This window comes from Fictibacillus terranigra (assembly GCF_030412265.1).
Classification (GTDB): domain Bacteria; phylum Bacillota; class Bacilli; order Bacillales; family Fictibacillaceae; genus Fictibacillus_C; species Fictibacillus_C terrinigri.
In genome coordinates, this window is sequence record NZ_JAUHLN010000001.1 from 1523188 (window position 1) to 1536011 (window position 12824).

A 12824-nucleotide genomic window follows, 5' to 3' on the forward strand; every position below is an offset into this window, starting at 1 on the left:
AAGTGAATTTCTTAAAAAGGAACAATTACACGAAAAAAGCCCACTTGGTTAGGCGGGATCTCTAAAATTAACAAAAGCCCAATTAACTTATAATTGGACTGCTTGATATTTTTTTTGTTCTTCTTGTATTTCATTTTTATCATCGTCTTTGTTTGGTTCATCGTTTTGTTCATTACGCTCTTCTGATGGATCTGGTTCTTGTTTATCTTGAGTGGTTCCACAGCGAAACATACCGCCTTTTGCTTCGAGGAGGTTGAAATGGATAGGTACCCCATAAACAAAACAAAAAAAGAAAAATCCTGTTTAAATTAATACAGTATTTTGATTTCAGCTAAAATGGTGTTTACCTTCCTATTTGTAATTTCGGGCTGTGCAGCATTAACGGTAAATTTATTGAGATTTTTTAGTAGTTGATGATGTTCCTTGTGCTTGGTTAACTGCTGTAAGACCTGATGAAATTTCATTAGTTGCCTATTTGAGTGCTTCTTGGGCTAGTGTTGGGTCGGAAGAGGATTTTTAAATCGCTTGGCTAGAAAAAGTTATTGGAGGAGGCTGTACAATTTTACTTCTCAAAGGGAAAAGAGGAGTTAAGCTTTGAAGATAAAAAATCACTTAAATGCCATGTTGTAAAAGACGATACGAGTATATAAAGACAGTATTCAAATATATACTTTCTAAGGTAAAACATAATATACACAGTAAAGAATTGGGGATTTTTTATCAAAGCTTCATGAATCAAATTACAATTAATGAGGATGACTGATCCAACCGTAAGTGTTGGCTTACCATTGTATGAAATCTTTAAAAAGGAAATTGTGTAGCCGTACTTACGGCTAGAGTGAAACTTCGAAAGCTACCATGTTCAATTGGTAGCTTTCGTTTCAAGTCGAGCACAGAAAACAATAGCGACGTTCAGCTGTACCACGCTTCATTTATAATATCAATCAACACCGTATTGTCATCTGATTGGACTTTGCCGTTATCCTTAGAGATTACATAATAATAGGGCATATCGAACATATTTTTTAACTTTTTCGTTGACAAGTATTTTGCCTGAACTGACATGTGTAAGTCGTTTGGTTTAACCCTCGATGTTGTAGCAAGACAAAATAGCCAATACTCTCCGGCATCCGGCTCAAAATAGTGGTATGGCAATACATAGAAACCAGCTTTTTTGAGGGTTGCGTGTATACTCCAAAGGTACTCTGCCGTCGAGTCTGCATTGGAACAAGCTATACTGATTGCGCCACCTGGTTCTAGACGTTCTTTCAAGAGACTGAAGAATTCACTGCTGAAGAGACGTGAGAGCTCGGGACTTTTTACGGTTGGCTCAGGAAGGTCAACAATAATGACATCCCATTTTGCCGGGTTGTTCTTTACAAACCTTCGGCCGTCTTCAATTACGGTCTGAACTTTTGGATGATTCAATGAACCTTTATTATATTGAACCAAACGTTTCAATTTTTTACCAAAATTGACCATCTCTTTGTCAATGTCAAGAGTAGTGATATTGCTGACATTGGAATAACGAAGGGCCTCTCGAGTCGTTATTCCACCGCCACCGCCAATGATCAGGACTTTCTTCCTTTTTCTTGCAGCAACCATTGGGATGTGAACCATTGCTTCTGCGTACAGATCGTCATCAGCTGTTGTGCCAAACATCAGGTGGCCATTGCTATAAACCAATAGATTCCCATTATGATCGACGAGGGCAATCTTCTGTGTGGGAGTTTCAAATTTTCGCAAAATCTTATATTTCCCTTCAGGTTCTTCTTCATAGCTGATATAACCCCTTATAGAATCCGACCCCGTATCCTCATACAAATTCATAAATAAACTCTCCTTTTTTTATAAATCATTCGATTCCAAGTCCCTATTGGAATTGCTTCATCTATGGTCCTGCCTATCATGAGGTTTTGTAAGTGCCATAGGTAGACGTAAACAAATGTAGCTTTTAAAACTCGGATATTTTGTTACCTAGCTAGTTTGATCTTGATATTATTTTTTGTATTGACTTGCAAACACTTCTTTGAGATTAGTTCTATTCCACACATCTAATAAAAAGTAATGCATGATATTCTATTTAGCTTTCCGAAAGGCAGTCTGTGTGAATGTCCATCTATACATTAAATTGGTGAAATTACCTAGAGTTTAAGATAAGGGAAAATGGTTAATCGCATCGAATGAACTTATCCCGATTTGTAAATACTTATGGAGGACTATTATGATTGCTTTTGTTTATAACAACTGTCTTTGCGAGTGAAATCTAGCATTGTTGGAAAAGGAAAAGATTATCTCTATAATAAATATTTTAAATTGGTGAGGGAAAAACTTGGAGGAGGAACTTCAGGCTTTCGTTAAGGTGGTCCTGTTAACTAGATAATAAACAGAAGGAGGATATGTATATGGAGTCCTTAATTTCAACTGTATTGTATTTTATTATTGCAATTGTAATGGTGCTTATTGGAATAACAATTTTTGAATTAATCACAAAAAAATATAAAGATTTGCATGAAGTCTTAAACGGTAATCGTGCAGTTTCGCTATCAATCGGCGGAAAAATTATTGGGATCTGTATAATTCTTTCATTTTCGATCTATCATGCATCAGACATATTAGACACTGTGATTTGGGGAGCGTTTGGTATCCTTTTGCAAATCATTGCATACCTAATATTTGAGCTTTTTATACGAAAGTTCTCAGTAGAGGAAGAGCTTCGTAAAGGAAACATTTCTGTCGGAGTTATCAGTTTCTGTATATCAGTCGGAATAGCTTTTGTTATTGGTGCTTCAATTTCCTAAGGATTACCCTGTCACTTCGTTCCTCTTCAGCCCTTGCTACACAAGGCTTCAAGCCACTTTCCGCAAAGTTTAAATTATGAGTTTGCCGTAATCCAAACGCCTATTAAAAACAGGGAGGATTACAGATCCTATCACTAGAAGACTACATTACAGAAATCGAAATCCAAAATTACAGCAAGTCAACCGTCAAAAACAAGAAAGCCATTTTATTACAGTTTGCAAGATGGTTGTGGGAATCATTTCAGATGGAACTAGAGGACGCTACTACAAGACATATTAAAAGATGGATTAAGCACCTATTAGACGAAGGTATCAAAGCCAATACCATTAAAACCAAACTAAAAACACTTAACAACTTCTATAAGTTCTGTATCAAGGAGAAAATCCTGAAAGACAATCCACTGGATGACATTGAACTACTCAAGGAAGAGAAGGTAATGATTAAGCCTTTTAGCATTGATGATATTCAGAAGATAATTGTCTTCTATTGCGGAAGTAATTACATGGATGTCAGGAATAAAACTATCTTAACCTGTTTGTGTGAAACTGGTATCCGTTCTGCAGAGTTATCCAATATAATGTTAACGGATGTATTCGATGATGCCCTATTGATTAGGGGGAAAGGTAACAAGCAGCGGTTAATGCCTGTAAGCCTACATTTAAAGCGACAATTAAACAAGTATAGGAGAATTAGGGAGAAGTACCTAAAAGGCGAGGAATGCCCTTTCCTGTTCTTCTGTACACGTAACAAGGGTGGAGGGTTAAAGAAGGATGTTTCCTCTATCGGTAGAATGGGTCATGATGCAGTTCTCAATGTAGTAAAGAGTAGCGGGAAAGCCTGGGGGGTAGATGTAAAGTTTTTGGTTCATAGTTGTAGAAGCTATGCACAAATCTCTCTAGGGCATACTGATCTTTATACGGTTAGTCGTTTACTAGCACATAACCAGTTAGCGACAACGAAAGATATATTCATCAATGGAAGATAAGACAGTTTCAGAACGTGGGAGAAATGCTTCACCGCTAACTACCTTAAGGAAGAAATATTAAATAAGCAAGTATGAAGGGTTGCCTTGATGGTAGCTCTTTTTTTACATTAGGAAAAACACAGCAGGGTAAAACAAAAAAGGGAGTAGGATTAACTATTTCCCTTTGTTTGCTTTATATCCAACAGTAAATTTATAATAATTAAACTAAATATACTTGAAAGTATTGCCGCACCTATTCCAAGTCCAATAATTGTATTGTCTTTGTTTTTTTGAAACATAAACTTTTCTCCTTTAGGACACTTTATTATTTTTACTTTTCCCTAAATAAATTACAATTATCCCCAATTTATGTCAGCGGAAAAAATAAAAATAGATGCCCAAAGTGTAGTTTGAAAAGGTATTAAATATTAATACCTTTCCGCTAAATTTGACATATTTTATCACCACCATCCTACCAGTAAATCCTAACTATTCATGATTATACCGTTTGGTTATATCAATAAGGACACCTATTGGTAATATTGTTAGTGGTATGGATTAGATGTGAACAAATGGTATTGTAGGAATGTACCGTTATAATTGGGTACTATTGTTGATGTAGCATAATATGTAATTGTAAATGATCACAAAAATCTATATTGAGAAAAATATTCAACGGCACTTTGAGTTTTCGAACAAAACCGTCCTTGATTTTGGAACAGGGACTGGGGCGAACTGTTCCTTGTTTTCACCCGATCGTTATTTTGGGATTGACCCGGATCATGGCAGGATTCACTCTGCCAAACGAATGTACTCCCCATATCGTTTTCAAGCTTTTTCCGGAAATAAACTTCCTGCCCAGGAGAGTAGCTTTGATATTATTTTTATCATCGCTGTCCTCCACATATCTCACCGGAAGCCATCCGTGACTATGTAACGGAATTTAAAAGAATTTTAAAACCCGATGGCAGAATAATTATCATGGAACCGTGTTTTTTTGAAAATTCAAGCCTCTACTTCTAACTTGAACTCAGCTCAATTTGAAGTACTTAATATTGAAAAATTTAATGATGAACAAATCAAAAGATTATTAAGTGCATAAAGTTGATCAGAAATCAGGTGGATAAATTAAAAAGAGCTGCATTTAAAGCTCTTCAGATTTCTTACCATATTAAGCATCTCTTGTCATACCAAGTATTGTATTTTCACCACAATATTCACAAAAATAAGCATCTGAAACATTATCTTTATTACAAGTATTATCCGTACATTTATTATATAAATAATATCCGCACTTCTTACAATAGGTTGCATAAAGAGAGAAATCTGAGTTGGTGCAGCCAGGACATTGTTCTAATCTCAAAATTTCATGTTGATTATTTGTCTTATCTGGCTCACTGATTTTTAATTTATTTTTTGTATGAAGCAATTCATATATTTCATCTTTTGATTTTATTTCAAGTTCATCTAGTCGATTTATAATTGCAGTCCATGAGACATTAAATTCTGCAGTTAACCTGCCGATCTGTCGAGGGGTAATAGGGTGAACAATTTTTTCTTTCACCATTAATTCCGGCATAAGTAACTCTCGAGCAAAGACATCTGCTTCACGTTCAATTATTTTTCGTTGACTGTCTGTTAGTTCAGTATCATTTATGTATGCTGCATGATTCAATGCAATATGTCCTAACTCGTGAGCATAAGTCCAGTTGATACGGCCCTTAACATGCTCAGTATTGATGACAATACCATACTCATCCTTCTTCTTATTATAAACGACGAAAGCATCCTCAATTTCGTTTGATTCCTGTATTTTAATGTTTTTGACTTGTTGAATAATCTCTTTTGCATCAATCGGTGGGGATTCTATTTGTTTAATTTCTAAATAGTCCTGGACTTTTTTCTTCACCTGTTTAATTCTAACGTGGTTCGGAATGGTCTCCACCATTTTTTTCATTTGTTTGCTCTTCCTCCTCGTCATCTAAAAATAGATCTTCGATTAGTCTAAGCATCTTTTGTTTCTCTTTGGGTGTTAGTTTCTCGTTTGCTCTGCGTAAGACGTTATAAGCCTCTGGCCAATCCTCAAAATCATTCTCTTTAGGAGATGATTCATTAATAAGTAAGTCATCTGTATGACCTAAAAGATAATCTGAAGAGACGTCAAAAGCTTTAGCAAACTTCGTAATAAGGTCATCTTCTACGCTTCTTTTTCCTGCTTCAATTCTCGATAATACACTATTATTTATACCAATCTTTTTAGAAAGGGTTAATTGAGACCAGTTATTCTGTTCTCTTAATGATTTTATTCTATAACCAATTAAAGTCATGTCATCACCAACTTCTTTTACTTTTCACACTATATTTTATCACGTTTCAATAAGATGGAATTATTTTTGCTAAAATAGCAAAAATAAGTATTGATTTTTCTGTTTTAGCAAAGTATACTCTAGTTAAGGGTTTGCTGGATCAGCAAAAAATATGCAAAGGAGGGTGAATTTGAAATCAATTGATTTAGCATTCATCAAAACTAGGCGTATTGAGCTAAGAATCACTATGCAACATATGGCAGTTATCTTAGGATTTAAAAATGCTTCAACCTACATGAAATATGAGAATGGTGTTTATACTCTTAAAGCTGTTCATTTACCCTTAATCGCCAAAGAATTACATTGTGAGTTAGCCAGTCTTTTTTTTGAACATAATTTTGCTAAAACAGCAAAGTGAAAAAATAAAAGGATGTGTTTTAAATGTCCAACACTGTTAAGGAATTTAAAACAAGCATCATTAAGGGACCGTTAGCAAAAAATGAGACGTTACAATCCTCTGCCTGGTCTTTCATGGCAGCAATTGTGAAAAATCATTTGAAAGAAAAGGGATTACATCATATAAAAAAAAGCAGTAGCTAATCAAAGTAGTTGAGTTAACTAAATATTGTCATAAAATTCTAAAAAAAGCAAAGACTCATTTAGGCAGAGAAAAGAGTAATTTATTCGTCACTCTATGAAAGGAGTGGGAAAATTGGCAGAAGTTAAATGGATTAAACTAAGTGTTCAGATGTTTGAAGACGAAAAAATCCGATTAATTGAGAGTATGCCTGAAGCTGATATGCTGCTTATTATTTGGGTAAAGCTCCTTGCTCAAGCTGGTAAGACAAATGCAAATGGATATATCTATTTAAATGAAAAAGTTCCATATACAGATGAGATGTTGGCTACGATATTTAATCGGCCGCTCAATATTGTACGTCTAGCTCTTAAGACATTCCAGGAATTTGGCATGATTGAAATGAACGATGATCAATTCATTGCCATCAGCAACTGGGAGAAACACCAAAACGTTGAAGGGCTTGATAAGATCCGCCAGCAGACCAGGAATAGAGTAGCCAAACATCGCGAGAAGAAAAGGCTACAAGCTGGTAACGATACAGGTAACGTTACACTAACGCAAGGTAACGGAACAGATATAGAAGTAGAAATAGATAAAGATATAGATATAGAAAAAGAATTAGATATAAAGAAAGACATCAAAAATGATAACTCGGAAAGTTCTAAAGTTCATGAATACTATCATTCAAAAATTGGCAAGGTGAATGCCCAAACCCAGAAAGAATTAAATGTATGGATAGAGATACTTAACGAAGAGCTAGTAATGGAGGCATTGAAACGCTCGGTTGCAGTGAAGAAAGCATCTTGGTCCTATGCTAGAGGTATTCTGACAAAGTGGGTAAAAAGCTACGTTCAGAATTTATCGGATGTGAAAGTACTGGAAAACGATTTCGCTAAGAAGCGTAAGGAGGGTGAACATGGAAAGCCGTCTGAGCAACATTATCGAAACACTTCGCCAGAAGCATTTACAATCACCGGTGGCCAAATTGGAAGGGTTGGAAGAGGAAGACAAGCCTAACTGTCCCATCTGCAAAGACAAGGAAATTATTATCTATCGTGTACACAAAGATACAGAATGGCATTGGAATGAGACGCTGAAATCGTGTGTGCCTGCCAGTAGAGTTCCAGAAATTGATTACCATCTCGGAAAAGTCTGTTCGCCAGGAGAAGCCTGGGAATGGCATGACAGTTACTCAGAAAGGTGCAGCTGTGTGAAACAAAAAAGCATTAAGAACCTGCTGCAGTCTTCTGAGATTACGGAGGAGTTTAGGAAACATGAATTTAATAGCTTTGTCACGGAAGGAAAGGATCAAGTGATCAAGGACGCCTATCAATGTGCTCAAGAATATATCCTGGATTTTAGCGACATTCGAAGAAGCAGAACCAACAGTATTGCATTACTGGGGCAACCCGGCAGTGGGAAAACCCATCTGCTAACAGCCATAGCCAATCACTTAATGGTGAACAAGCAAGTGTCGGTTCTGTACTTTCCGTACGTTGAAGGATTTGATGATCTAAAAGATGATTTTGAGGAACTAGAAGACAAGATGAACCGAATGAAAAAGGTGGACGTGCTGTTTATCGATGATCTCTTCAAACCTGTCGGGAGAAGCAGACGGATTCGAGCCACTGAATGGCAAATTGAAAAAATGTATGCGTTGATCAACTATCGATACTTAAATCATCTCCCGTTATTAATATCTTCAGAGTTATCGATTGATGAATTAACTGTAGTGGATGAAGCTCTTGGAACCCGAATTTACGAAATGTGCAAAAACTATATGGTCTTGATCCAGGGAGATAAACGTCGGTTAAATCAGAGACTCGGTTAGGATGAATGTTATTGGATACAAAACAAATGTATGTATTTCTCGCTTTTCAAATACCTCCAAAAACGTTTGTTACAAGGATGATAAAGAAAAAATATTGTTCGAAAATAAGTATCAATTCAGCTAGAAAGACTTTAAAAAGGGCTTAAAAAGTACTACGGCCCCCATGAAAACTTTTTTAAGTGGGCAATCGCCCGCATGCATTGCCAGCAAGGGATTTTCCACCTTGTTTTTCCAGGCTATCGCCGTGGAAATCCCGTGACCTCACACCACCAACATCATGTGTTGTGAGGTCACGGGAGTACAAGGTGGAAAAAAGGACAGAAAAGAAATGCGGCCGATTGCCATTGTTGTGAAATATTGGTTGTGATATTATGCCAGTATAGTTTGTTAGTTAAAGAGAATTTTAATGTTGTAAGTTGTTTAGTGGTGTTAGGAAAAGTACGAAAGTCAAGTGCTGGTATGATGATTGTTAGTGATTAAGCAAGGAAAAGATTGTGAAGTTTAAGACATGAAGGGAGGATTATTTGAGGAGGTAATGAGGATGAATTTGCTAGCCCAAAAGCAAGAAGAGGTACTACAGGTAATTAATCGGTTCGGGGTTATAACATCAACTCAATTATCTGAATTTTTAAAAGGTTCGATCTCTCATGTTACGGTCTACCAAACAAAGCGCAAACTGCTATCCTTAGGTTTCTTGACCGAAGAAAAGATTGGTTATCATTTGATTCTAGCTATGCGGCCGAGTGGGGTTGATTATCTTGGCAGTTCATTAACTCCATTTACAAAGTTTAATTACTCTTTATTGAAGCATCAGTTGATCATGAATAACAGTTTACTCGCACTAAAACAAATTACCGAAAAAACGGGCCAGCCATTTGAGTTTATCACGGAGCGAGAATTGCGCAGCGACTATATCCGGCAGAACTTCACGAAAGCGGATCGGCGTAACACCACGCTGTTAAAACGGATCTCAGACCGGATTCCGGATTTTGTAGTAGTGGAACAGGGGAGCAAAATTGCCTGTGAAGTGGAACTCACACGAAAATCCTCAAAACGGTATTTGGAAAAAATGCGGCGCTACAAGGAAGAGATGCTCAATGGGCAGTATCAGCAGGTACGGTATTTATGTGAAAACGAATCTATTCGTAACGCGGTGATTTCATATGCTCATCAGGCTGGGATTGACAGCAATATGCTGCAGTTAGAGCTTGTAGGGAGGTTGTTGCAATTTGCCGAAAAGCAATGAAGAGTTAGGGAAGGAATTCGGTTTCGGACTAGGGATGTTAGCCGGTGTGTTTGCTTTCTTTCCGCTGTTTGTATTTTCGGTACCATTTTATATCTTCTTTCGATTCTTAAAGCGAAACATCGTTTATCTCCTGTTGGCAATAGTGGGATTCATCAGTTTTAGTTTTTTAATGTACTTTAAACCTGCCAGTTACTTTGGCCTTTATACGATTCTCCCGTTCGATTTTTCGTGGCTTGAGAAAATGATGGGTGAGCCCATGGAGTTATCGGTGATTTCAATCGTGATGTACTGTACCGGTGGTTTATTTGTCTCCTATGGTTGGTCCATTTTCACGGATTATTATCGAGCACGGCGAGTGAAGTCCATAGAAGAGAGCAGGATTACCTTCAAAAGTTCCTCACTCTATCAAAATGTGAAAAATAAACGGTTTCTCTTGACTCAAAAGGAACAGCGGAAGTGGAGAGATCGGAAAAAGCACGATCAGCTGCTGCTTGGCATAACAGAACACGGCAAACCCTATTACATGGACTTTCATGAAGTGAACCAGCATATGTTTGTTCCCGCGACTACAGGTGGGGGCAAAACCATTCTGCTTCTGAATTTTGTGGAATATGCCCTCTTAAAAGAATTACCGTTTATTTTCATCGATGGAAAGGGGTCCACCGAAAGTATTGGTGAGGTTGATGCCTTGTGTCAACGATACGGAAGGAAGTTAAAGGTTTTTTCAGATAAAGGAGAGGTTACATATAACCCATTGAAATACGGAGGTCCAACGGTCATCAAAGATAAACTAGAGCAACTCATCGAAACAGAAAGTGATTACTATTCGGCCATCTCAACGTCCCTTGTGCAGTCGCTCATCCAGTTCATCGATGATTATGGCTTTACTCGTGATTTATGGACGTTTGCCAAGTATCTTGATCCAGAGGAAGTCCTTTCGGTCCTTAATCAAGATATGGTTGATGTAGAGGACGGATCAGAGGAAGAAGCTGTTGCAGCCACCACTTCATACTCATCCTTTTTACCAGAAGAAACTAAGGTGGAGGTTAAACAGCCAAAACCTCAAAAGAAGCAGGTGCTAAGCAGTAGGGCACAGAAGCATCAAGACCGATTGTTTAAACGGTACAAGCATGAAGAGGAGGGAGAAAACTATTTATTTACGAATGCCTCCTCCGTCCGGACTCAGATTTTTCTCCTTTTAGACAGTGAACTCGGACATCTTTTTCAAGAAAAGTCGGACAGTCTGGATCTTGTGTCGATCAGTGAACAAAAAGAAGCCCTCTTCGTCAGTTTTGACGGATTAATCTATGACAAGTTTATAAAAGTCATCGCACGCTTCTTAATCCTTGATATGAACTATTTAGTCTCGTATCGAAACCGCAACCAGCTCAAAGATCAGCCATTCCTTGCGATCTACGATGAGTTCTCAGTTTATGCTAACGACAAGATCGTGGACACCATCAATAAATCACGGTCTGCCGGATTTCATTGTATCATCGCCACACAAACTTTAGCGGATTTAGAAAAGAACGATCCGTATCTGGCCCGGCAGGTCGTGGGCAACACGAACACGTATGCTATTGGCCAAACCAATAACCCGGATGAGGTGGAAGCGTGGGCCAGTACACTAGGTACGTACAAAGATATTGATTTAACCGTTACGACAGAGAAGCAGGAAGGCCGTTTAAAACGGGTCGACTTGAAAGCCGATAAAGGCACACTGCGTCATGTACAAAAATTTAAAATTACCCCCGATGAAATACGGGATCTGAGACAGGGCCAATTTATTTTTGCCCGTAAAGCAGCAAAAGAAGTGGTTCACCCAGAGATCATCTATGTCCGACATCCATTGGCTAACGATTGAAGGGAGGAACAATCTATGCTTTTTTCTAAAAAAACAGATACCGCCTCAAAAAACAAACGCCAACTCTCTTATTCCAGGACAGCGGCTACAAAAACAGCATGCATTCTATTCTTTTCCGTCATATCCCTTTCGCTGCTTTTTAACATCATTTTCTTTACAAAATATCAATCCATCCGTAACTCGGTAAGAGCCTCAGAACAAAATGTCCATCACCAAATAAATCAAGTGGATCAAACGAATCTGCTCCAATCCGATGCAATTCAGGTCTTCACTGAAGATTTTATTCGTACCTATCTCACAGTACCTAAAGAGGAAAACGCACGCCAAGCACGTACAGAGGAACTATCGAAATACTTCGTATCCGGTTTTGATTTGAAACGGGTATCCGAATATCAAGATTTTAAAGGGGAGCGCCAATTGAAAAGACTTAAATACTTCGATACGAAACACATCAGCCGTAAAGAAGCGAAAGTACGTTTTCAAGTGCAATATGAAATAGCAGAACTAAATGGTACGAAGAAGAAAGGGAAACCTGTACCGAAGATTACACAGCATCAGATAGATGTGGTCGTTCCGGTCACCAGCAATGGAAAGGGGTTTGCTGTCTATCAAAGTCCCAACATTGTTCAGCAGGACTTAAAGGACACTATGTCCTATGAAGCCCAACCTCTAGAAGGCAAAGAAGTCACTTCAATAGAAAGGAAACACCTCCATTCGTTTCTTAACGAATTCTTCCGTTCCTATGGCGTTAGTGATGAAAAACTGCCGTTTATGGCAGACCTGGATGAGGGATTACAAAATCAACTTCTTCAAGACGTTGAAATTCGGCAAGCGGTGAAAAATGATTCAACCTATAGAGTAAAGGCCGATGTTTATTACCAGAACAGTGAAACCTCCATGACGGATCTATACTCTTATGAACTCAAACTTGAACGTGAAAATGAAAAATTCTTTATTACTCATTTTGAATAAGGAGTGATTAACGTGAATTTTAATCTTCAGGAAGTGACACAAAACATCATTTCTCAAATTGGTTTTCTGATTCTATTGATCATGGTCATTCGGGCATTAGTAGCCTACACCCGTGAGGATTGGGGGCAGTTTTGGTCAGGTCTAACGCTCGGGATCTGCTGTCTGGTAGTTGTGTTCTTTGGTCCGCAATTACAGACGCTCGCCAGGGGTTTAGGAAGTGCGATATTTAATTGATGAAATAGTTAAAGGAGGAGAACAA

The 12824-nt window shown here is 37.8% G+C and carries 15 protein-coding genes; 10 read left to right on the top strand and 5 right to left on the bottom strand.

What is annotated here, in order from left to right:
* Positions 1 to 87: 87 nt before the first annotated feature.
* Together QYF49_RS07615 and QYF49_RS07620 are read right to left on the bottom strand one after the other, a co-directional pair.
* Complete coding sequence (locus QYF49_RS07615; RefSeq protein WP_290398971.1) at positions 88 to 231, bottom strand: hypothetical protein; 144 nt, start codon at positions 229 to 231, stop codon at positions 88 to 90.
* 681 nt (positions 232 to 912) lie between these two features.
* Positions 913 to 1830, bottom strand: a complete 918-nt coding sequence (locus tag QYF49_RS07620) for a spermidine synthase (RefSeq protein ID WP_290398972.1) — start codon at positions 1828 to 1830, stop codon at positions 913 to 915.
* Between the two features lie 575 nt (positions 1831 to 2405).
* On the opposite strand from QYF49_RS07620, the gene QYF49_RS07625 reads away from it, so the two are divergent.
* Both QYF49_RS07625 and QYF49_RS07630 read left to right on the top strand, forming a co-directional pair.
* Positions 2406 to 2801: a DUF350 domain-containing protein gene (locus QYF49_RS07625; protein WP_290398973.1), complete on the top strand. Its 396-nt coding sequence runs from the start codon at positions 2406 to 2408 to the stop codon at positions 2799 to 2801.
* Between the two features lie 146 nt (positions 2802 to 2947).
* Positions 2948 to 3787: a tyrosine-type recombinase/integrase gene (locus QYF49_RS07630; RefSeq protein ID WP_290399080.1), complete on the top strand. Its 840-nt coding sequence runs from the start codon at positions 2948 to 2950 to the stop codon at positions 3785 to 3787.
* A gap of 149 nt (positions 3788 to 3936) precedes the next feature.
* Here QYF49_RS07630 and QYF49_RS07635 read toward each other — a convergent pair whose 3' ends face one another.
* Positions 3937 to 4065 carry a hypothetical protein gene (locus QYF49_RS07635; RefSeq protein WP_290398974.1) on the bottom strand — a complete coding sequence of 43 codons (129 nt, stop codon included), beginning with the start codon at positions 4063 to 4065 and terminating at the stop codon, positions 3937 to 3939.
* 341 nt (positions 4066 to 4406) lie between these two features.
* Here QYF49_RS07635 and QYF49_RS25700 point away from each other — a divergent pair, with 341 nt between their 5' ends.
* Complete coding sequence (locus tag QYF49_RS25700) at positions 4407 to 4703, top strand: class I SAM-dependent methyltransferase (protein WP_354005806.1); 297 nt, start codon at positions 4407 to 4409, stop codon at positions 4701 to 4703.
* 234 nt (positions 4704 to 4937) lie between these two features.
* On the opposite strand, the gene QYF49_RS07645 is transcribed toward QYF49_RS25700, so the two are convergent.
* Positions 4938 to 5723: an ImmA/IrrE family metallo-endopeptidase gene (locus QYF49_RS07645; protein WP_290398976.1), complete on the bottom strand. Its 786-nt coding sequence runs from the start codon at positions 5721 to 5723 to the stop codon at positions 4938 to 4940.
* Positions 5686 to 6093, bottom strand: coding sequence for a helix-turn-helix domain-containing protein (locus QYF49_RS07650; RefSeq protein WP_290398977.1), 408 nt, complete (start codon positions 6091 to 6093; stop codon positions 5686 to 5688). Before QYF49_RS07650 ends, QYF49_RS07645 begins: the two co-directional genes overlap by 38 nt.
* Before the next feature lie 169 nt (positions 6094 to 6262).
* On the opposite strand from QYF49_RS07650, the gene QYF49_RS07655 reads away from it, so the two are divergent.
* The 7 genes from QYF49_RS07655 to QYF49_RS07685 all read left to right on the top strand — a co-directional run bounded on the left by QYF49_RS07655 (position 6263) and on the right by QYF49_RS07685 (position 12799).
* Complete coding sequence (locus QYF49_RS07655; RefSeq protein WP_290398978.1) at positions 6263 to 6490, top strand: helix-turn-helix domain-containing protein; 228 nt, start codon at positions 6263 to 6265, stop codon at positions 6488 to 6490.
* A 294-nt stretch (positions 6491 to 6784) separates the two neighbouring features.
* Positions 6785 to 7669, top strand: coding sequence for a phage replisome organizer N-terminal domain-containing protein (locus tag QYF49_RS07660; protein WP_290398979.1), 885 nt, complete (start codon positions 6785 to 6787; stop codon positions 7667 to 7669).
* Positions 7569 to 8483: a DnaA ATPase domain-containing protein gene (locus QYF49_RS07665; RefSeq protein WP_290398980.1), complete on the top strand. Its 915-nt coding sequence runs from the start codon at positions 7569 to 7571 to the stop codon at positions 8481 to 8483. Before QYF49_RS07660 ends, QYF49_RS07665 begins: the two co-directional genes overlap by 101 nt.
* Positions 8484 to 9024: 541 nt before the next feature.
* Entirely contained in the window at positions 9025 to 9729 is a 705-nt protein-coding gene (locus tag QYF49_RS07670; protein ID WP_290398981.1) for a hypothetical protein, read from the top strand.
* Positions 9713 to 11593 carry a TraM recognition domain-containing protein gene (locus QYF49_RS07675; protein ID WP_290398982.1) on the top strand — a complete coding sequence of 627 codons (1881 nt, stop codon included), beginning with the start codon at positions 9713 to 9715 and terminating at the stop codon, positions 11591 to 11593. Before QYF49_RS07670 ends, QYF49_RS07675 begins: the two co-directional genes overlap by 17 nt.
* Before the next feature lie 15 nt (positions 11594 to 11608).
* Positions 11609 to 12565 carry a conjugal transfer protein gene (locus QYF49_RS07680; protein ID WP_290398983.1) on the top strand — a complete coding sequence of 319 codons (957 nt, stop codon included), beginning with the start codon at positions 11609 to 11611 and terminating at the stop codon, positions 12563 to 12565.
* A 12-nt stretch (positions 12566 to 12577) separates the two neighbouring features.
* A complete protein-coding gene (locus QYF49_RS07685; RefSeq protein ID WP_290398984.1) occupies positions 12578 to 12799 on the top strand; it encodes a hypothetical protein in 222 nt (73 codons plus the stop codon).
* Positions 12800 to 12824 lie beyond the last annotated feature (25 nt).

Excerpts from the sequence above, each read along its gene's own strand:
- QYF49_RS07615 (WP_290398971.1), bottom strand. The coding sequence starts at position 231 with ATGTTTCGCTGTGGAACCACTCAAGATAAACAAGAACCAGATCCATCA.
- QYF49_RS07620 (WP_290398972.1), bottom strand. The coding sequence starts at position 1,830 with ATGAATTTGTATGAGGATACGGGGTCGGATTCTATAAGGGGTTATATC.
- QYF49_RS07625 (WP_290398973.1), top strand. The coding sequence starts at position 2,406 with ATGGAGTCCTTAATTTCAACTGTATTGTATTTTATTATTGCAATTGTA.
- QYF49_RS07635 (WP_290398974.1), bottom strand. The coding sequence starts at position 4,065 with ATGTTTCAAAAAAACAAAGACAATACAATTATTGGACTTGGAATAGGT.
- QYF49_RS25700 (WP_354005806.1), top strand. The coding sequence starts at position 4,407 with ATGATCACAAAAATCTATATTGAGAAAAATATTCAACGGCACTTTGAG.
- QYF49_RS07645 (WP_290398976.1), bottom strand. The coding sequence starts at position 5,723 with ATGAAAAAAATGGTGGAGACCATTCCGAACCACGTTAGAATTAAACAG.
- QYF49_RS07650 (WP_290398977.1), bottom strand. The coding sequence starts at position 6,093 with ATGACTTTAATTGGTTATAGAATAAAATCATTAAGAGAACAGAATAAC.
- QYF49_RS07665 (WP_290398980.1), top strand. The coding sequence starts at position 7,569 with ATGGAAAGCCGTCTGAGCAACATTATCGAAACACTTCGCCAGAAGCAT.
- QYF49_RS07670 (WP_290398981.1), top strand. The coding sequence starts at position 9,025 with ATGAATTTGCTAGCCCAAAAGCAAGAAGAGGTACTACAGGTAATTAAT.
- QYF49_RS07680 (WP_290398983.1), top strand. The coding sequence starts at position 11,609 with ATGCTTTTTTCTAAAAAAACAGATACCGCCTCAAAAAACAAACGCCAA.